Annotated in this window: 10 protein-coding genes; 8 read left to right on the top strand and 2 right to left on the bottom strand. The window is 58.8% G+C overall.

What is annotated here, in order from left to right:
* The first annotated feature begins 35 nt into the window (after nt 1-35).
* Genes OKA04_RS00050 through OKA04_RS00040 form a run of 3 tightly spaced genes read left to right on the top strand, consistent with a single transcriptional unit; the run spans nt 36 to nt 5,201 of the window.
* Nucleotides 36-1,241: an AlbA family DNA-binding domain-containing protein gene (locus OKA04_RS00050; RefSeq protein WP_264499063.1), complete on the top strand. Its 1,206-nt coding sequence runs from the start codon at nt 36-38 to the stop codon at nt 1,239-1,241.
* Nucleotides 1,238-4,504, top strand: coding sequence for a type I restriction endonuclease subunit R (locus OKA04_RS00045; protein ID WP_264499062.1), 3,267 nt, complete (start codon nt 1,238-1,240; stop codon nt 4,502-4,504). The genes OKA04_RS00050 and OKA04_RS00045 overlap by 4 nt, the downstream gene beginning before the upstream one ends.
* Nucleotides 4,497-5,201 (top strand): M48 family metallopeptidase, encoded by a 705-nt coding sequence (locus OKA04_RS00040; protein WP_264499061.1) that lies wholly within the window; start codon nt 4,497-4,499, stop codon nt 5,199-5,201. The genes OKA04_RS00045 and OKA04_RS00040 overlap by 8 nt, the downstream gene beginning before the upstream one ends.
* A 155-nt stretch (nt 5,202-5,356) precedes the next feature.
* Here the strand turns inward: OKA04_RS00040 and OKA04_RS00035 are convergent, their stop codons facing one another.
* Nucleotides 5,357-5,512 carry a transposase gene (locus OKA04_RS00035; RefSeq protein ID WP_264499060.1) on the bottom strand — a complete coding sequence of 52 codons (156 nt, stop codon included), beginning with the start codon at nt 5,510-5,512 and terminating at the stop codon, nt 5,357-5,359.
* A 258-nt stretch (nt 5,513-5,770) separates the two neighbouring features.
* On the opposite strand from OKA04_RS00035, the gene OKA04_RS00030 reads away from it, so the two are divergent.
* From OKA04_RS00030 to OKA04_RS00010, 5 genes are all read left to right on the top strand, one after another.
* Nucleotides 5,771-10,630, top strand: coding sequence for a P-loop NTPase fold protein (locus OKA04_RS00030; protein WP_264499059.1), 4,860 nt, complete (start codon nt 5,771-5,773; stop codon nt 10,628-10,630).
* 195 nt (nt 10,631-10,825) lie between these two features.
* Complete coding sequence (locus OKA04_RS00025) at nt 10,826-12,049, top strand: DUF6361 family protein (protein ID WP_264499058.1); 1,224 nt, start codon at nt 10,826-10,828, stop codon at nt 12,047-12,049.
* A 106-nt stretch (nt 12,050-12,155) separates the two neighbouring features.
* Nucleotides 12,156-13,889, top strand: a complete 1,734-nt coding sequence (locus OKA04_RS00020) for a phospholipase D family protein (RefSeq protein WP_264499057.1) — start codon at nt 12,156-12,158, stop codon at nt 13,887-13,889.
* Nucleotides 13,886-17,113, top strand: a complete 3,228-nt coding sequence (locus OKA04_RS00015) for a helicase-related protein (protein WP_264499056.1) — start codon at nt 13,886-13,888, stop codon at nt 17,111-17,113. Before OKA04_RS00020 ends, OKA04_RS00015 begins: the two co-directional genes overlap by 4 nt.
* Before the next feature lie 101 nt (nt 17,114-17,214).
* Entirely contained in the window at nt 17,215-18,321 is a 1,107-nt protein-coding gene (locus tag OKA04_RS00010) for a hypothetical protein (RefSeq protein WP_264499055.1), read from the top strand.
* A gap of 15 nt (nt 18,322-18,336) precedes the next feature.
* On the opposite strand, the gene OKA04_RS00005 is transcribed toward OKA04_RS00010, so the two are convergent.
* A complete protein-coding gene (locus OKA04_RS00005) occupies nt 18,337-19,608 on the bottom strand; it encodes a hypothetical protein (protein ID WP_264499054.1) in 1,272 nt (423 codons plus the stop codon).
* Nucleotides 19,609-20,442: the final 834 nt, after the last annotated feature.

The following is a 20,442-nucleotide window of genomic DNA, read 5'->3' as shown; positions in this document are numbered from 1 at the left end:
AGCACGAAATCGCCCCCCTGATCTCCGACCGCGCCATGTCCCTCATTCACCTTTCCCTAGATGCAGTTTCCGAAAGCGATCTGCAACGCCTCGTCGAGGATCGCATTCCGGAAAGCAAAAACATCGAGTATAAGCAGACCCTTCAGTTCGCAACCGATGAACAGAAGAGGGAGTTTCTTAGCGACCTGACGGCGTTCGCCAATACCGACGGCGGAGATCTGATTTTCGGAATCTCTGAAGCCGATGGCGTGGCTGGTGAGCTTGTTGGACTGAATAATCTTAATCCTGACGACGCAGCCGGAAAAGTTGAGAACTTGCTTAGGGACTTCGTGCAACCTCGCATCGTGGGCACACGGGTGAGGTCGGTACCCCTTATCTCGGGCAAGCATGTGTTGATCATTCGAATCCCCCGGAGCTTTTCGGCACCCCACATGGTGAAGCACAGCGGGATCAGTCGATTCTGCGGTCGAAACTCGAATGGCAAGTATGACCTGGATGTTCATGAGCTCCGACTGGCGTTCAATGCTGGAGAAACCTATGCCGAACGCCTCAGGGCATTCCGTTTGGATCGGATCAACCGCCTGGCAAGCGGTGAAGCTCCAGTCGAGTTAGCCGGATCCCACATGCTTGCGCTCCATATCCTTCCCCTCGATGGATTCCGGAGGGAAGGACGTCTCCATACGGAGGAGCTTCGCAAGGCAGATCAGAACTTTCGCCTCAAGCCAATGAACTGTTCGGGTTGGGGGCCGGCGTTCAATTTTGACGGGCTCGTGGTGAAAGCCTCGAATCACGAAGGCAAAACGACGTCCTACGTCCAATTGTTCAGGAAGGGGTTTATCGAGGTCGTCGAAACCCAGTTGCTGGAACCGCGACAATGGAAAGAAGGTAGCCCGAAGCCAAAGATCATTCCTTCCATCGCGTGGGAGCAGAAGCTTATGGAGGCGTTGCCCGGTTACCTGGAAGCTTTGGCCTCAATTGGCATTCCCCTGCCGTATTCATTGAGCCTGAGTCTCCTCAATGTCCGAGGATTCTGGATGTATGTCTCACCGTCGCACTCCGTTCACTATGATCATGCGGCGATCAATCGCGACCACCTCCTTACCGAAGAGGTTCTCATCGAAACGCCCGATCAACCCGCCGACATTCTCCTTCGTCCTTTGTTCGATCAAGTTTGGAACGCCTGCGGCAGAGCTGGCTCCATCAACTACAACGAAGAAGGGAGGTGGCATCCTCACCAATGACCCCCGACTTCAAAGAAGCTCCTATCAGCCAAATCCCGGCGCTGCGTCTTCTCCAACAGCTCGGCTACGGCTATCTGAGCCCGGAAGAAGTCGCGGTCGAACGTCGCGGCCGACTCGGCCGGGTGCTGCTGGAAGACACCTTGGCCCGCCAGCTCCAGCGACTGAACCGGGTTTCCTTCAAGGGCAAAGAGGTACCTTTCAGCCAGGAGAACATCGCCAAGGCAATCGAGGCGCTGCGCGATCTCCCCTTCGAGGGCCTGGTCCGCACCAGCGAGAAGGTCTACGACCTGTTGACGCTGGGCAAGAGCCTGGACCAGACGATCGATGGCGAGACCAAGGGCTTCACCCTGCGCTACATCGATTGGGAGAACCCGTGGAACAACACCTTTCATGTCACCGCGGAGTATGATGTGGAGCGAACCGGCAGCCACGAGACGCGGCGGCCGGACATCGTGTGCTTCGTCAATGGCATCCCCTTCGTGGTGATCGAGTGCAAGCGGCCGGACGTGAAGCATTCGCTGGAGGAAGCGGTGAAGCAGAACCTGCGTAACCAGCAGGAGGACGAGATCCCGCAGCTTTTCATCCACAGCCAGCTTCTCATCGCGCTGAACAAGAACGACGGCAGCTACGCGACCACCGGCACGCCGCTGAAGTTCTGGGCGAAGTGGCGGGAGATGCACGAGGTCCGCGACTCGGTCCGCTCCGCGGTGAACCTGCCCTTGCGGCCGGACGAGCACGCGAAGCTCTTCAAGGGCCTCTTCGCCTTCGCCAAGGAGGAGATCGAGGAGCAGGCGATGCACGGCCGCGAGCCGACCGGTCAGGATCTCCTGTTGTGGTCGCTGTGCCGGCCGGAGCGGCTGATCGAGCTGGCCCGCCAGTTCATCATCTACGACGAGGGCGGCGCGGTGAAGAAGATCGCCCGCTACCAGCAGTATTTCGCGATCCGCAGCACGCTGGAGCGCGTGCGCCAGCGGGATCCGCTGGGCCGCCGCAAGGGCGGCGTGATCTGGCAGACGCAGGGCTCCGGCAAGTCATTGGCCATGGTGCTGCTCGGCAAGGCGCTAGCGCTGGAGAAGGGCATCCCGAACGCGCGGGTGGTGATCGTGACCGACCGCATCGACCTGGACGAGCAGATCTGGAAGACCTTTCACCAATGCGGCAAGGAACCGCAGCAGGCGAAGACCGGCGCCCACCTGATCCAGCTCCTGAAGGACGACCGGGCCGGAGTGATCACCACCCTGATCCAGAAATTCGGCGCCGCGGCGAAGGAGTCGAAGAGCTTCACGATCGAGGACGAGAACCTCTTCGTGCTGGTGGATGAAAGCCACCGCAGCCACTACGGCGAGGCGAACATCCTGATGCAAAAGGCGCTGCCGAAGTCCTGCTACATCGGCTTCACCGGCACGCCGCTGATGAAGGAGGAGAAGAGCACGGCGAAGAAATTCGGCGGCTTCATCGATCCCGCCTACACGATCCGCGACGCAGTGGAAGACGAGGCGGTGGTGCCGCTGCTCTACGAGGGCCGCCACGTGATGCAGGAGGTGAATCGCAAGGCGATCGACCCGATGTTCGAAGCCATGTGCGAGGGCCTGACCAAGGAACAGAAAGCGGACCTGAAGCGGAAGTTCGCCGCCCGCGACGAACTGAACCGCCTGCACAGCCGGCTTTACCTGATCGCCTGGGATGTCTCGCAGCACTTTTCCAAGCAGTGGTCGGGCACCGGCTTCAAGGGCCAGCTCACCGCGCCGGGCAAGAAGGAGGCGCTGCTTCTGAAGAGCTTCCTCGACCAATTCGGCAAGGTCACCAGCGAGGTGATCATTTCCGGCCTCGGCGAGATAGAGAACCCGGAGGAGCACCGGCAGCCGGAGCAGGACGAGAGCGTGGAGCTGTTCTGGAAGGCGATGATGGCCAAGTATGGCAGCGAGAAAGAATACAACCGCCGCATTATCGACGCCTTCAAGAAGGGCGAGGAGCCGGAGATCCTGATCGTGGTGGACAAGCTGCTGACCGGCTTCGACGCACCGCGCAACGTGGTCCTCTACATTGCCCGCGGTCTGAAGGAGCACAACCTGCTGCAGGCGATCGCCCGCGTGAACCGCCTCCATCCGGGCAAGGACTACGGCTACATCATCGACTACTACGGCGTGGTCACCCAGCTCCACGACGCGCTGGAGCTTTACGGCAGCCTGGACGGGAAGTTCGATGCCGAGGATCTGGAGGGTACCCTCACCGACCTCACGGAGGAGCTGAAGAAGCTGCCCGGCTATCACGACCTCGTGTGGGATCTCTTCAAGGCGGTTCCGAACAAGAAGGACGAGGAAGCCTTCGAGCTGGCCTTGGAGGCGAAGGACGTCCGCGACGATTTCTACACCCGGCTCTCGCGTTTCTCCCGCGTGCTGAAGATGGCGCTTTCCAGCATCCGCTGGATCTCCGACACGCCGCGGGACAAGGTGGAGCGCTACAAGCAGGATGCCGCCTTTTTCCAGAAGCTGCGGGCCAGCGTGAAGCTGCGCTACGCCGAGGAGATCGACTACCGCGACTACGAGAAGCAGATCCAGAAGATGCTGAACACCTACGTCCAGGCGGACGAGATCCTCCAAATCGTGGAGCCGGTGAACATCTTCGAGCGGGAAGCCTTCCAGGCGGAAGTCGACCGGGCGCAGAGCCCGCGGGCGAAGGCCGACACGATCGCCAACCGGACCAAGAAGACGATCACCGAGAAGATGGACGAGGATCCCTTCTTCTACCGGAAGTTCTCCGCGCTGCTCCAGCAGGCGATCGACGACTACAAGGCGCAGCGAATCACCGATGCCGAATACCTGAAGCGCGTGACCGAGATCATGGAGCAGATCCGCGACGGCAAGTCCCAGGAAGCCCCGGACATCCTCAAGGAGCGGGACCTGTCCCGCGCCCTCTTCGGCGCGCTGAAGGAGAAGATGAACCCGGGTGCCCGCGCGGATTCGCCGTCGTCCTCCGTCTTGCGCGAGGATCCGGTTGAATACCGTGTCTCCCGGCCGGCGCCACCGGATCCCATCGAGCAAGTGCTCGCCGGCGCGGCCTGCGACATGGAGGACATCATCCGCAAGCACGCCGTGGTGCGCTGGCGCGAAAACGTGGACGCTCAGAACCGGATGCGGAACGACCTGGATGATTTCCTCTTCCGACTGCAGAAGGAAAAGGGCATCCCGATGAGCTACGAGCAGATGGACGCCATCATCGAGGCGGTCATTACCATCGCCATCCATCGATCCGACGATGTCTGAAATCCAGACACTCGAAACGCCGGCAGGCCCCGCCGTTCTCAGGCGCAGCCGGCGACGGACGCTGGCGATCAGCGTGCTGCCCGATGGCTCGCTGGAACTCGCCGCCCCGGAGGACGCCGCGGAGGACGCGATCCTCGCGAAGGTTGAGAAGCGTTCCCGCTGGATCGCCACCCAGCGCCGCGCCTTTCGCGAGATGAACATCGCCCCGCCGCCCCGACGCTACGTTTCGGGCGCAACGCATCGCTACCTCGGCCGGCAGTACCGGCTGAAGGTGACCATGGGCGAATCCACGAGCGTAATTTTGAAGGGCGGCTTCTTCCAAATCGCCACGCCGAACGCCGAGGCTGCCGAAGTGGAGGCGGCCTTGAAGAGCTGGTTCCGCGTCCGTGCGAAGGAACAATTTCAGAAGCGCGTCGCATCGTGGGCGGACTGGTGCCGCAAGCGACGCCTGCCTGAACCCAGGCTTCAGCTCCGCCAGATGCCGAAGCGCTGGGGCAGCGCGAGCGCGGACGGGAGAATCGCGCTGAATCCCGAGCTCATCCACACTCCGGGTCCTTGCATCGACTACGTGATCGTTCACGAGATCTGCCACCTCAAGCATCCGGCGCACGACAAAGCGTTCTTCAGGCAATTGTCGGTGCTCTTGCCGAACTGGCGGACGTTGAAGGTGAGGTTGGAAAAAACCGAATTTTCGTGATCTTCAGAGCTTAATGTAAACTCAGACTCAACAAGTGACCGCGGCTTTTTATTAATGTCGTTCTCCATCTTTGTGCGGGCGAGTTCCCGGCGCAGCGTGCGCAGTTCGTCCGCTGCGTCCCGCCCGCCTGCGATTTGCGGTCCTTCGCTGCCGCCCTACGCGCGCTGCGAGGCCAGCCGCCAAGCGAAGAGGAGATTGTCGCTGATTCCGAGTTCCTGGGCGAGTGGGGAAACGGGCTTGCGGTCCTCAAGAAGCGCGAGAGCCTGGGCTTTGAAATCGGCAGTATAACGCCGACGGTGCTTCGGATTCATGCAAGTGGTTTCTGGAGCTTGGTGGTCCAGAAACCCAGCTTACCTCATGCAGTTTCGCCTCTCTCCCACAAGACGCCCAAGCATGCTTTCGCTATTGAAGACGCTTTCGAGGATGCCAAAGGGACAAGGAATTTTTCCATTGGCAGCTGGTTAAGCAGCCGACCGCTGAACAGGACGACCTGTCATAGAGATACGGAATTGCTTGTCCACCCCACCTGAATTCCGGGAGAGTGACGCGGACGCTCTCCCTCTAACTTCATGCCGAGTGCCTTCATCACCTACCGCCGAGCCGATGACGCACGGAATGATCGCGTGCAAAGCCTGGCGAAACGCCTGAGGAAAAATGGGATCGAGGTGTTCTTCGACCAGTTTCACGAAGTTGAATCGGGCGAGACCAAGATTGATTGGCGAGCATGGACGTCTGAGTACATCAACCGTGCTGACAAGATTCTCATCATTGGCTCCAAGGATTGTTTTGAGACCTTCACCGAGACAGCAGAGCCGGATCCAGAAAGGATCACGATTCATGCGGTGGATCGGATTTACGAGATGAAGGAGCGGGCGCCCCACCGCTTCCAAGACGTCCGAATCGTCTATTCCGATCCGGACGAACTCAATTACGTGACGCCGTGGCTGGAAAGCCGCCGCCAGTATCATGAGAATGACGACTTTGCTGAATTGGTGAGCTGGATCAAGGGGACTGACGTCCGCACACCCAAGGAACCGGGGATGCTAACAGCAGCGATCGGAGGTGATTTGATCGAGCGGGAGGACTACCGGATCGTAGTGCAGGACGCTTGTGACGCCGCCCGTGTCCGCCCGGTGTTCACCGGACGCATCCGCTCCGGAAGTTCGCCTGACACGCGTGAGGCCTTAGACATCGTGGACGATGCCGACATCTTCATCGGAGTTTTTGTGCCGCGACCACGTGGCGAGGGTCCCTTCCGCGAAGTGGACTTTGAACGAGCCATGGCGAGGAAGCGGGCCGGGGCATTGAGGGACATCCTTGTTTTCCATCCGGAAGAGATTTCCATTACCGGAGGTAGAAAGGATGGATTCATCAGTCCGATAAGGGCTGACGTAGTGTCGCCTGCCGGGAAGACCGACTTCCTGACGTGGCATTTCCGTTCTCTAGGCGACTTGCGGGAGATCGTAACAGCGGCGCTGCTTCACGCGCTGTCCGGGGGGGATGAGCCGCTGCCCCGCACTCCCGAGGTAATACTCTTCCGCGATGGCCTCGATTTCCCGTGGAGCAGCGAACTTGTCGACATCATTCATCTCCTACGTGAACGGCACCGCGCCGCCGCCCGATCACTCCGGGAATCACGGATAGCGATGAAAGGCTTCCGGGCAGAACTCACACCGCGCGCTCTGTTTCTCACAGCCATGATCCATGCGGCCGAAAAGGCCGCTGGTTCGGATTCGGAGTCTCCGGATGACGTCTTCGGGAACCTGCTATCTACAGGTGTCACGCCGGACTGGAGAAACTTCAACGCACTACTCACAGAGGAGTTTTTCCGAGGAGGAGAGCCATCGCCTGCCCGTGATGAACCGATGGAGTCAGAGATCGATCCATCGCTGCACGACCTGGCGGAACGCTGCAAGGCATTGGTCGAAGTCGTTGCGGGAGATCAAGGATTGATTCGTGGTCACCATCTCCTGGCGGCGATGCTCGAGCCCGGAGAGAGCGATTTGCTAGCCGGGTCGATGATCCTGCGCAGAGGAGATGTCATCCATGCGGGCCAAGCTTTCTGGGTTTTGGCAAACGTAGTCTATCAGGAGATCGCCCCGCAGGAGCGAGCCGGGGAGTGGCAGAAGGTGCTGAGCGAACTCGCCACATGGATCGACTGGAATAATGAGAGCCTTGAAACATTCGAGGCCGTGCGAGAGCTGCTCACGAACCCGCCGACCGGCCTCGCCATCCGCCGGGAGCCCGTGAAACGAGAAAAGCTCGATCCGGAGCACCTCTTTCGCATGCGCCGCGCAGCTCGTGACGGAATCTCGCCGGTCGAGACGCGGGATCTCACACTAACCCCTGAAGATGCGGCTCGGGTAAGGGACTTTCTACGATCCGTAGAAGGCTTCACTCCTTCCGCCTGCTGTTGGAAGATCGGTCACAACGCGTGGGAGGATTGCGCGGGCCTTCACGAGGCCAAGTCATCCCCTACGGTCACCGCGTCATCGATCTACATCGCTTTCATCGAGGTGGGGCTTGCGGAGCAGCCGCTCGTGAAGAGCGGCGACATCGAGATTTCCCTTCCGGCCTCGTATGTGGAGCAGTTGGGTCTCACTGCGGATGATCTCGACGAGCTGCGTAGCGTGGAGGTGGCGCGCATGGTGCCTCACTACCCGCAACCGAGCGGGGTGGAGGCGGGCGAGACCGCCGTGATACTGTGGAGGGAAGCGGCGCGCATCGCCGGCAAGTGCCGCAGGGAGGGGAGCTGGATCGCCGCGCGACATCTGCTCGCGGCATTCCTGAGCCTGAACTCCAGCCCCGCGGGAAGGAGGATTCATGAAGAACTGAAGCGGCTGGGTTTCGATCCCGAAAAGGCGGGCGACATCCTCATCGAGCACCTTTCCTCGCAAGACGAAGATCACGACACCCCTTGGCAGAGCGTGCTCGAATCGGCGGGCTGCGACAAGGATTCAACGGCAGTGGCATTGGGAAAAGGTCTTGGCCCGTCCCGCTACAACGCGCTGTGCCTAGACATCGACAGGACTGCGGAAAGCATCGCGACGATCTTCCTCTCCGGCCGCCGGCCACGGGAGAACTCCGATCAGGAGTCCAGAACCACCGATTTTATCTTCGCGCTGTATGGCGAGTGGGGCCGGGGCAAGTCGACACTGATGAAGAAAGTGTCGGAGCTCTTGCAAGACCACAAAGAGATTCCCCGCCTGACGGCACAATTGAATTCCCAGACGGGTGACGATACGGGGGATACCAAGAAGGACGAAACCGAGTTGAAGAGGCCCGGCAGCGTGTCGGTATTCTTCCACGGTCATCCGGAGCCGCATCCTTCCTATGCGGTGGTGGATTTCAGCGCGTGGCGGTTTCCCTCGCGGCCTGAGGTATGGGTGCATCTCTACGAACGGATCCGTGAGGCGGCAGAGAATCATAGTTGGCTGCAGCGACTTCGGCTGTCATTCCGCTGTGGACTGCTAGAGAGCGGGTGGTGGCCGCTGGTTTCCGGTGTGCTGTTGCTCGTGGTGGCGAGACTGGCGCTTGGGGAGTGGATGCATCACATCTGGAGCATCGCGGGTTGGGTGGGGGCTCTGCTGATCCTCGGCTTCCTCTTCCGGGCTTGGAAGATCGGATACGTGGTGACCCGCGGTTATCTGAAGGTGCCGGAGTATGCGGACAAGCTGGGCCTGCAGGCCGTGGTGGGGCGCGACCTGAAGCGCCTGCTCCAGCTGTGGATCACGCCTGCGAGCGAAAAGGCGGATCCGGATCTTGATTGGGTGGACTTCCGCCCCGGGAAGTTGGGATCGTGGATGCGCCTTGCTGTTAGATTACTGGTCATCGTGAGTGCGGTGGCGGCATGCTGGTCCATCGACAAAGCCCACTCTGGGAAGATGGCAGCCTACCAGCAGGCGAAGTCAGCGGAGGACGCTAGGACTAAGGCTGAGCAGGAGGCACGGCTCCAGACCGAGAAGGAAGCCGATGACCGGCGGCAATTGGAGGAAGAGCTGGCTAGGCGCGCAGCAATGTTGGAAATCCTCCCCTCGATCGATTTCAACGGCGCTCCACAGCGCTGGAGAATTCCGGAGAAGTTGCCGGCACCCCATTCCGAAGCGCAGCTCTTGCCGTCGCCGTGGCCTGGCACCGCGAATTGGAGCCCGGTGCTACCGTTGATTCACTCGTTCGAAGAGCAGCAGGCACGTGCGCGCGAGCTGGCAATGCATCTGCAGCAGGCACGCGATCTAGCGCTGCGTATCCGGCAAGTGGACCTCTCAGCCCTGAAGCAAGTCGCGGCGCAGATCCCGGCCTCGCTTTTGCCGGTAATGCCTCCTGCGGTAAAACCCTCGCATCCATGGGCAGGCTATGCTGTGGTGGTGACGCTAAGCTTGATCTTTCTCCTCTACCTCCGCGTGGCATCCCGGCCACTGGAGCGCTTCCAGACCCTGCTCCTGACCGTGGATGATCTGGACCGCTGCGACGATAAGCAGATGTTGGCGGTGATCGAGTGCCTGCGGCTCTTTGTCGATGATCCGGCGATGAGCGGCCGACTTCAGATGGCAATGCTGATGGATCTGGACCTGCTTCACGAAGCGCTCGACCGCCGAGCAAGATCGAGCCCTCTTGCGAAGGGCAAAGAAGAAGGCAGGTGGTACCGCCGGACGCATCGAGAGAAGATCTTCCTTTGCGAGTTCGCCCTGCCAGAGCTGCAGGAGGATCATCGGGAACAATTGCTGGATTCTCTCTTTCCGCTTCAAGATGAAGAGGAACCACACGAGCCCGGCACGATGGCCCGGGATGAGCCGGATTCAGGGCGGTCGTCTGAGCCATCGAAGAATCCGGAAGAACTCGTGCGCAATCTGGCGGGAATCACACGGGAAGTGGCGGAGACCACACAGGAACTCTTCGCTCAGGTGCGAGGAGCGGACAGGCACGGGAAGGAACTGGAGACTTCCGCTCGAGATGAGGCGGAGCTTTTCCGGCAGGTGAAGGAGGAGACGCGGGAACTGCTCGCTCAGATTCCGCGACGAAGCGAGGTATCATCAGAAATGGTCGGGGACACTCCGCGGGCAATTGTTCCGGGGATGGGGGAAGAGAAGGCCGATGCGATGCCCTCGCCAGCGCACGTATCTCCGCCCATGCCTGGCAGCGAGGACATAAAGACCGCACGGAATTTGGAAGCGCGTGCCCTGCGGCGCGTCTTGTCACAGGTGCCCGGCTCTCATTTCACGCCGCGCTCGCTGCTCATGATCAAGATCCGCTTCGAGCTGGTGCGCCTTTTGATTCACCAGCAAGAACCGGGGACCTCGCTGAAGGACTCCATTGTTTCGGGGATCGCCGCACACCTGATCAAAAGTATTCTGCCCGAGGCAAAGGTCGATGCGATCCGGCTTCCAGAGAACCTCGAACGCATTGTCAGGCAGGTGACATGCGACCGGTGAAAAGCTCCGGTCCCAGATTGCCCCGGAATTGACGTCATTCATACAGCGGGGATCAAGCTGGCAATTCGCTCTCCCTTGATTTCCAATTCCTTCATGCCCACGAGGCCCGAACCCGAATACTAGCCGAAGATCAATCCACCACGCGCTCCTACTCATTCGAGCTGGGCGCGGTCAATTTTCAGAAGAAAGGTCTCGATGTCATTATTTACTTGGCTCGACTATTCCGAACGAGACCGGCGCAAGATGCTTGAAGTCGTCGATCTCTTCAAAGAGCGAGATACCCGGGACGAGCTGGGATTGGGCTCCGTTCGCGACTCCTTCGCAGACCAGCTTTTCCCGGGGACGAGCACTATCATGACCCGTGCTCGCTACTTCCTTTTGGTGGCTTGGACTTACCATGACCTGGAGGAAAAGAAGGTTGGTTCTGCAGCTATTGCCGCCCGCGGGCGCAAAGCTGAAACGGAGTTGATTGAGGCGATCGAACGATCGGAAGACAAGGACGGCAACATCGGCAAGTATGCCCGGACTGCCCTGAAGCGGCTTCCCAGCAGCGTCTATTGGCAAGGCCTCGGCGTTTGGGGCATCAGAACCTTCCGCGGCTCGCTAGCCCAGTATCAGCGAAGTCTTGATCGCCATTACTCGCTTCGCCTCCGCCATGGTCGCCGCAGTGAAGAACGAGACCAGGAGCATGACGACCTTGCCGCATCGAATTGGCATGGCGGACTGATTGAGCCACCAAAGGATTTCCCGGGAACTTGTTCACTCCGTCTTTCGCGGGCGGAAGCAGAGTATCTTCGAGAAAGGATTCGCCTAAGCCATCCTTGCGCGGGATCTCTGCTCGCAGAACTCGCAGCCAATCCGCGACAGGTGAACAAGGTGGACTTTGTCTGGGAGCACCCGGATTTCGCTTCCTTCTCGCTGGCGAACCGGAACTTGGTGAACCATGCACAGGTCTTCTCGGAAATCATGCACGGTGCCGCCCTTCTCTATAACCTTATCCTGGCAGAGCAGTCGGATTGGAGTGAGGGAACCAACGACTACCGAGACCGGATGGAGGAATGGGCGCAAAAGGTGCAGGCCCGTATGGCTGCCTTCGAAGAATGGGATCGAACCTTGTTCTGGGAGCAGGCCCATCACGGAAATCTGAGAATCCATCCTGGAGCACGGGATTTCATCAATGCTTGGTGGGATCTGGTCCTGAAGCATCAGCCGGCCAAGCTGGCATCCCTGCAGAGCGCACGCACCCTCATTGGGGAGCGGGAACGGCGGTTGAAGAAGAGCCTTGCCCGGATTGATAACCCGCGCGCAAGAGAGTTGTGGAATAGAGAGGCCGGCTCCGCGCAGCTGGAGTTCCGCTGGGTCAATAGCAGGCGGATTCTAAAGGATATCTTCAATGGACTGGAGGCGAGCCATGCTTAGGCCAGACTCACGCTCCCACCTCATGGAGCTTTTGCGCCCACCCGCTGGTTGTCGGTTTGACCGGGCCATAGGAACGACCTTCTCGCTCGATCTGATGAGCGCGCTGATGCTGCCACTCTCCTTCGTGTTCTTCGATTGGGAGAGGCAAGACGAGGAATTGTCGGATCCCCTGGCCTTGCTGGAGGCGCTTCGATTGAATGGTGACCGCTTCTCGGTCTTTTGTCAGGCGGGCAATATCAGACTTCCCACGAAATACTCACCTCTTGTCACCTTCCTTGAACCCTGCATTCACGAGGTTCAGCCGGAGGAACCGGGGGGAGTCTTCCATCCAAAGGTCTGGGTGGTCCGCTACGTGGACGAGGATGATTCCGTAAAGTACCGCGTACTCTGCTTAAGCCGAAATCTCACCTTTGATCGCTCTTGGGATACGGTGGTGGCGCTGGACGGAGAACTCACCGATCGAACCAGAGCCATCTCCGCCAACCGGCCGCTGGCGGAGTTCGTCGAAGCGCTCCCCAACCTCTGCGTGCATCCGCTTGCTGCAGGTCGCAGGAGAGCAGCGCACCGCATGGCTGATGAACTATTGCGGGTTCGCTTCGAATGGCCGGAGGGATTCGATGCGAGCGAATGCCGCTTCTGGACCTCGGGGCTGTCTGGAAAGAGAAGCGCACCCTTCGGTGAAAAACGCGACCAAAGCCTGATCGTATCGCCATTCCTTTCCGATTCAGTGATTCGCGACTTCCTAATGCGCGGCCGGGCGACTCACTTGGTATCCCGGGCCGAAAGCCTTCAGGATATCCCCGTGGATACCCTGAAGGGCTGCAAAAGTGTCCACTTCCTCCGACCCCAGCTCAGCGAGGAAGCGATTGAAGAGCCCCGGAATCCGGAACCCGATGAAGTCTTGGAAGGTTTGCATGCGAAGCTTTTTGTGATCGATCGCGGCTGGTCTGCCAGCGTCTTCAGCGGCTCCTTCAATGCCACTAATCACGCACTCGAGCGCAACGTCGAGTTCATGGTCGAAATGGTGGGAAAGAAGAGCAAGGTCGGCGTTGACCGCTTTCTGGCTGGAGAGAAGGGTGTGACTGGCTTCTCCGATCTCCTCCAGATTTACGGCATGGATGAGGTTCCCATGCCGACCGATCCATTGAGGCAAGAATTTGACGACCTATTCCGCTTGCTCAAGCGCGAGGTAATCGAGGGACGGCCGCGGATCATCGTTTCAGCGGGCGGGCAACCGGCGCTGTTCAATATGCGTCTCCAGTGGAACGAATTTCCGACAATCGCCGACGTACGAGTGCGGGTGAAAGCTTGGCCGATCACACTGCCTGAAGAGCGGGCACAGCCATTCGAACCTGACATGGCGTTTCGAGAAGTTTCGCATGAAGCTCTAACGCCACTGCTGGCCATCTGCTTGCAATGTGAGATCGCCGGGAAGAAGCGCGAATCGTCCTTCGTATTGAATCTCCCGCTCGAGGGTGCTCCGGCAGACCGACAGGACCGCGTGGTGGCCGCTCTACTTCAGGGAAAGGAGCAGCTCCTGCGTTACATCCTGTTCCTGCTGGCGGCTGGAGATGGAGATGGAGATGCCGCCGCCTCCGGAGAATTGGCGACTTTGCTCCAAGGTGCAGGAGATGCTGCTGACCTCGCTATCACTCCACCCTGTCTGCTGGAAACCATGTTGCGTGCTCTACACCGCGGCCCGGCCCAAATGGAAAGAGTAGCCTCGCTCCTGGAGACATTGCAGCGATGCGGGAAGTCCTCGGATCTCGTAGGTCCGGAATTCCAGTCAATCTGGGAGCCTATTTGGGAAGTCGCAAAGCAATCCATCGCCAAGAAATGAGCCCGCGTCCCGACACTGCATCCGTCATCGCCGGGTTGAAGGACTTTCAACGCTCGACGGTGGAGTACGTTTTCGATCGGTTCTATGGAGAAGACCCGACCCGTCGATTCCTCGTGGCCGATGAGGTCGGGCTCGGAAAAACGCTCGTTGCGCGGGGCGTGATTGCCCGGGCCATCGATCATCTCTGGGAGACGGTCGAACGGATCGATGTGATTTATGTCTGCTCCAACGCCGACATCGCAAGGCAGAATGTTCAGCGACTCGGCATCCCCGGATGCAACGCAACAACCCAATCAACCCGCCTCACTCTTCTCCCTCTGCAACTTCAAGATCTCCGGAAGAATCGCGTGAACTTCATCGCGCTTACCCCGGGAACTTCCTTCGATCAGAACAACTATGGCGGAACGGTTCCGGAACGTGTGCTGCTCTACTCGCTTCTGGATGAGGCTTGGAACCTAAAGGGATCCCGAAGGCCGCTCAACGTGCTGTGCGATTACGCCAGTGTGACTTCATTCGAGAAAGCGCTGAAGTCTTTCGACCGAACGAGCGTGAACCGCCCTCTTGCCGAGGCCTTCATCCGGCAGCTTGCGCAGCAAGTGGCTGACGAGACCGCCAGAGGTGTGCCGAACTTGCGCACACGCTTTGAAGATCTGCTGCGGACCTTTCACCGGAACGACATAACGCCCGGGCGGGAAGCCACGGTGCGCCGGACCCGCTGGATCGGAAACCTCCGCCGGCTACTTGCGCGAGTGTGTTTGAATGCGCTGGAACCGGACCTGATCATTTTTGACGAGTTCCAGAGATTCAACCATCTCCTCAACGATCGCTCCGAAGCAGGCGAGCTCGCGCAATCCTTGTTCGAATCAGAAGCTGGCCACGGTGCCCGCCTGCTGCTCCTTTCCGCGACACCTTACAAGAGCCTAAGCCTGCATCACGAGCAAGAGGACGATCAGTTCTCGGAGTTTTCCACGCTGCTCAGCTTTCTGGAGAGGTCTTCTGGCCCGGACTGTTCCGCAGTGTTGGAGGACTACCGCTCCGCCCTGCCCTCTGTGCGTTGTCCTGAGGGACTGGCCTCTCTCAAGAAAGCGAAGGATCAGCTCCAGGAACGCCTGCGGAAGGTCATGGCACGGACCGAGAAGCTTGCAAACAGTACAACCCGTGCCGGGATGTTCCACGAGCGGGAGTCGGCCGGACTACAACTGAAGTCTCACGACGTGCGGGCCTTCCTGGGAGCCCAAAAGGTCGCTGAACATTTGGAGGAAGGGGACGTCGTCGATTACTGGAAGTCGGCTCCCTACCTCTTCAATTTTATGGATACCTACGCGTTGAAATCCGCGTTCAAGGATACAACCGGAGACCGCGACCTTATCGGGTTGATCCAGAGTTTTCCGGAGTCTTTTTTGCCGGTCGATCAGATGCAGTCCTACAAGCCTGTTGATCCATCAAATCCACGCCTGCGTGGCCTTTTGGCGGAAACCGTGGACCGGGGCATGTGGCGGCTGCTTTGGCTCCCACCCTCCTTGAGCTACTACGAGCCCGCCGGACCATATGCCGACCCAGCCCTACAGGGGGCGACCAAACGATTGGTGTTTTCCGCCTGGCATGTGGTGCCGAAAGCTGTCTCGGCCCTGGTGTCCTATGAAGCGGAAAGACGGATGATGCGTTCCTCTTCGCCAAAGGGGAGCTTGACCGCAGAGATCCTGCAAAAGAAGCGCGGTTTGCTGCGCTTTGGAATCTCGGCCGGACGATTGACCGGCCTACCTCTTATGGGGCTTGTGTATCCGTGCATCACTTTTGCCCGCGAGCTCGACCCGCGGGATTTGGCGCGTACAGGACACTTCTCTGCTTTGGAGGTGCTCGAAGTTTTCGAGAGCAGGCTGAAAACCTTGGTGGAGAGCCTAGCCATCGACTCGGATACTACAGGCAATCCCGACGAGCGTTGGTATTGGATTGTCCCGATGCTCTTGGATTTCCGGTTCTTCCCGAAGCAATCCCGGGAGTGGTGGAAATTGGAGGAACTCTCCTCACGCTGGGCTGGCGCCGAATCGGCAGAGGAAGATGCCGGTTGGTCCCGGCACGTACAGGACGCGAAGGAAACTGTTGAGCGCATTCGCTACGACGGGCTGGTGCTCGGCCCGCCTCCACCTGACCTCTTCAAGGTTCTGGCACTGATCGCCTCAGCCGGCCCTGCCACTGCAGCGCTCCGGGCATTGGCCCGCGTCACCGAACTCGCTCCCGGAGCCTGCTTGAGAACCCGCATCTCCGCGGCACAGGCTGGCAGGGCTTTTCTGACACTCTTCAACCACGTCGAGGTCACCGAAATGGTCCGGGCTGAATTCAAGGCATACGCATATTGGCGACGGGTTCTCGAGTATTCCCACGCAGGTCAGCTTCAGGCGGTCCTGGATGAATACTCCCATGTTCTTCGCGAATCGCTCGGAGGCTCGTCTTCATCCAGCGCCGAGGTTGCGGAGGGAATTGCCGCCGAGTTGATTGCGTCGGTGACTCTCCGCGTTGCTTCGCTTCGCGTGGATCGGATCGATGCTCCAAAGTATGCTCGCGAGGTCAAAGTGTCGGATGAGTCGATGCGGATACGGTTTGCCATGCGCTTCGGTGATGAGAGAAGGAACGAGGAACTTGGCCCGCCAATTGTGGGCTCTTCCGGCACACGGAAAGAGCGAGTCCGGGGTGCCTTCAATTCGCCGTTCTGGCCTTTCGTCCTGGTATCAACCTCTGTCGGTCAAGAAGGCTTGGATTTTCATCACTATTGTCACGCGATCACCCATTGGAATCTTCCGGCGAATCCGGTGGACTTGGAGCAACGCGAAGGCCGCGTCCATCGCTACAAGGGCCATGCCATTCGAAAGAATCTTGCTTCGGCTCATGGCCTCGAAGCTCTGGCAAGGGATGAAGGGGACGCGTGGAATGATCTCTTCGCTTTAGCACGGTCCAGCCGGGGAGCCGGAGACAATGATTTGGTGCCCTATTGGCACTACCCAGGTGAAGCCATGATTGAACGGCACGTTCCTGCTCTTCCGTTCAGTCGAGAAGTTGATCGCCTGTCTTTGCTTCGAAAGTCGCTCGCCCTTTATCGACTGGTGTTGGGTCAGAGCCGACAGGAAGATCTCATCGCCTACCTCTTGACCGAGGTTCCAGAGGCGGAGCGTGCAGCAATTATCACGGAGCTTAGGATCGATTTGAGCCCGCCAAGCCGAAATCCGTGATTTGTCAGGGCCTTTCCGAAGCGTCAAAAGCATGCTAGTGCGTGCAAATGCCTCGGGATCGATACCTGCCATCAAGTGAGCTTCAGGAGCTCCTCAACTTGGTGAAAACGGGCAAGCTCAATGAAATTCTTCGAAAGAGGCCCGCCCTACAGCTGCCCGACGTCCTTGATCCATCGGTGCCGGCCAATTTCAGTCCTCTTCTGAAGGCCGTGGAAACGGGATTTCACAGCATGGTTGAGGAACTTTTGAGGCTCGGAGGATGGAGTCAGGCGACCCTCGATCGGGCACTAGCGGATTCGATGGAAATGAAGCGCTGGGATCTCGCGGAGTTGATAGAGAATCACGGTGCTTCCTTGACCGAGATGGATTTCGAAGAGATTTGCGAGACCGTAAGGCCGGAGCTCATTGAACGAGCGCTTCGAAGCGGAATGGATCCAGCGAAGGAAAATGCCTTTGCACATGCGCTTAATCGGATCAGGGCTCGTCCCCTTCTAGGCCTTATCCGATCGCTTGGGGAAGAGTTTCCAGCGCTCAGAAGGCAAGCTTCATTGGCTCTAATCGAAGCGATCAACGAAAAGAAACCTCGATGGGTAGCGCTCCTTGTTTGGGCTGGAGCAGACCCATTCTTGAGGGTCCCGTACAACCTCGACGATACGTGGGATGACGAGGACGACGAAGACTATGGATGGATGCCGGCGGAGCGAGGCGCGATGAGCGGAGACTTGGAGGTATTCAAGGCGTTGCAGTTGCGGCCGAACTCTGAGCAGGCCAACGTGCTTCTGAGTCGAGCGGCGTTCTGCGAATCCGTTGAAATCTTGAAGGAGATCCTTCGATTTCTTCCTGGCCCTTTGATCAATCAAGGGTATCCCCCTACTTGCTTGGGGCTCGAAAGATTGCTGGAGAGTTTTCCTTGTCCCTCTTTCTACTCATACAGGCTGAAGGAACGGGAAGAAGCCGCAATCTCATGCATGAACTTGCTGCTGGATCGAGGGGCGAAATGGTGCCCCGCATTGGATCAGATCCCCAATATCCGGCGAAATCTCCTGAGGCTGGAATCCCAATCAATTTCAAAAGCCCTTCGGCCCATCGTTCACACTCCGGGAGCTGGCTCACCAGCGGCCCTGAAGGAGCTTGTCAGAACACCCGCGATTCGTTCGAAGATCTTGGAAAGGGACAAATTCCTTCTGGACGACATCGCTGCGCTCTAAGGCCGTCTGTCTGGACTACCTCCGCTGATACTTCAGCCAGAATGGGTAGGGCTTGGGATCAGGCGCATGCCCCCAGCTTGAGTATTGCTGGGTGGGAGGAGGGTTAAGCTCCGGCATCGTCGGCGGCCTCGGTAGCTTCCTCGTTTGTGGATACGGGCCACCGAACGGGACGGCCTCCGTGTCGAACTCTCCATCCACGGTCGGGTCTGGGAAACCCAGTTCGAACGGTGAAAGTGACTCAACGTGCTCTCGTGCCCAGCGGAGCCAATCCTCTTGGTCGGCAGTCAGCACCAGTTCTTGAGAATCACGCCACCTTCCTTCACATGCAGCGACAAACTCGCACGCATTCCGGTAGATTCGCCACCACTCGGCCGCTATGACCAGGTCGGCCGCCCTCTGCCTCGCGGTCGCTTGGATCGAATCAAGATGCTTCTTTTTGCGCTCCTCTTCCTGTTCTCGCTTGTATGCCTCGGCTTGTTCACGCCGCCGTTCTTCTTCCCGGATGCGCGCACGATCCCGCTCAATGTAATAATCGCAAATGCCATCTACTACCGCCCGTAGGGTTTCTTCGGTGGATTTATCCTCGCTTTCGGTCCACCTCTTGTCGGAACGGCCTCGACGATATTCGTCAGTGCTAATGGAAAATGTCAGACGTTTTGAAACCTCACGAACATTCGTTTCCCATTCCCAAGGCGGTCGGCGCTTGTCTAGCTCGGTGGGCTGTCTCTTCGAGGTGACAACCTTCTCGCTCACGGTTAGGTACAATTCCTCTCGCTCTCTTTCAAAGTGGGCCGTCCCGTAAGAGCGGCGGACACCTTTGAACGACACAGCGCGCCGTTCCGCTGAAACAATGATCGTGCTGACGCAGCGTGCGGCGTGCTCGGCCAACGCTTTAGAGACTTCCACTTCGGGGAATGAAGGTCCTTTCGCCTTAACGAGGCCATCGTTGTCTGGCTTCGCCGACCGAAGTGCAGCCAGGAGCTCTCGAGCAGCAGAGTGAAGACTCCTGCTGCTGTCGGGAAAGTCGATGCGGCTCGACACCTGGTCTTGACCAAGCAGCTTCTCTTCGTCTCCGGGAGGGAGCGGATCTTTACGCGGACTTTGCCCGGCCGCGAGCTTCGCCCAGTAGCCGCGGGAGGGACGAAGGATGTTCAGCTTCTTGCAACGCTTGGCAAACGCGACATCGGAGATTCCAAGCTCGGCGGCCAGCTTTGTTGCTGGAGTTGTCCAGACTCGTTCGTATAGCTCACGTCGTGTTGGCTGCTTGGCTTCAGGCTCTGATTCCATGATTCTGAGGGATTACATTCAAATAACACCTCCCTGTGCTTCGTCCAAGCCACCTCCGCCATCTGTGGTTACCGAAGCAATCAAGTTCCCTGTAATTACGGGCAACAGGGAACTCAGGAATCCCCTCGCTTTCGCTTCGGAAAATCAGTGACTTACGGAGTCCCCCATTGCCCAAATCGCTGAGAATGGCGCCTTTTCACCTCGAAGTCCCTGTAAAACGCTGTAATCAGGGAATCCTGAGAGCTTCTTTCGTTCCAGATTTACTCCACCGCTTACTTCATTTCGTCCACCCTCGTTCCGGCGAACCCGGCTGAAACAGCCTTCGATCCTCCGTTTCAGGGCTTTCCGCAGCCCATCGCTCCCCGGCACTCGCCAAAAAGCTCCAGCAAGCGCGCTGGCTCCCCGCCTTCGGAGGCATCAGCGACAAAGGCGGTGACGATCTTGGCCAACACGGCAGATCGAGTTCGGCTGAATCGCGCGGCTAGATCATTCATCGATCTCCTGCTTCTCAGCCTCTGTCACAAGCATGCAAACAGTCTTGTCCCGGGGAGTATCGATTTCCGCCGCCATCCGGCGCCCGGTGCGAATCCTCTCCTCCGCAAGAAACCTCTGACGGTAACTCTCAAAACCCATGGGGCCGAGTCCGTCAACAAGCAAACCCATCGGTTTAAACTTTCTGGCCCCGTAAACAACCGAGCAAAATATCCCCTTCCGGATAGTTACGGCAGTGGTGTGAACCTAAATGGCACGCTTCTCTGCCACCTTCTTCGCAACAGGCGCAGCCGCCTTCTTCGCAACAGGCGCAGCCGCCTTCTTCGCAACAGGCGCAGCCAC

The organism is Luteolibacter flavescens, from assembly GCF_025950085.1.
In the GTDB taxonomy this organism is placed as follows: domain Bacteria; phylum Verrucomicrobiota; class Verrucomicrobiia; order Verrucomicrobiales; family Akkermansiaceae; genus Haloferula; species Haloferula flavescens.
The sequence above is the reverse complement of the archived record's forward strand: the minus strand, read 5'-3'. Positions and strand labels throughout refer to the sequence as shown.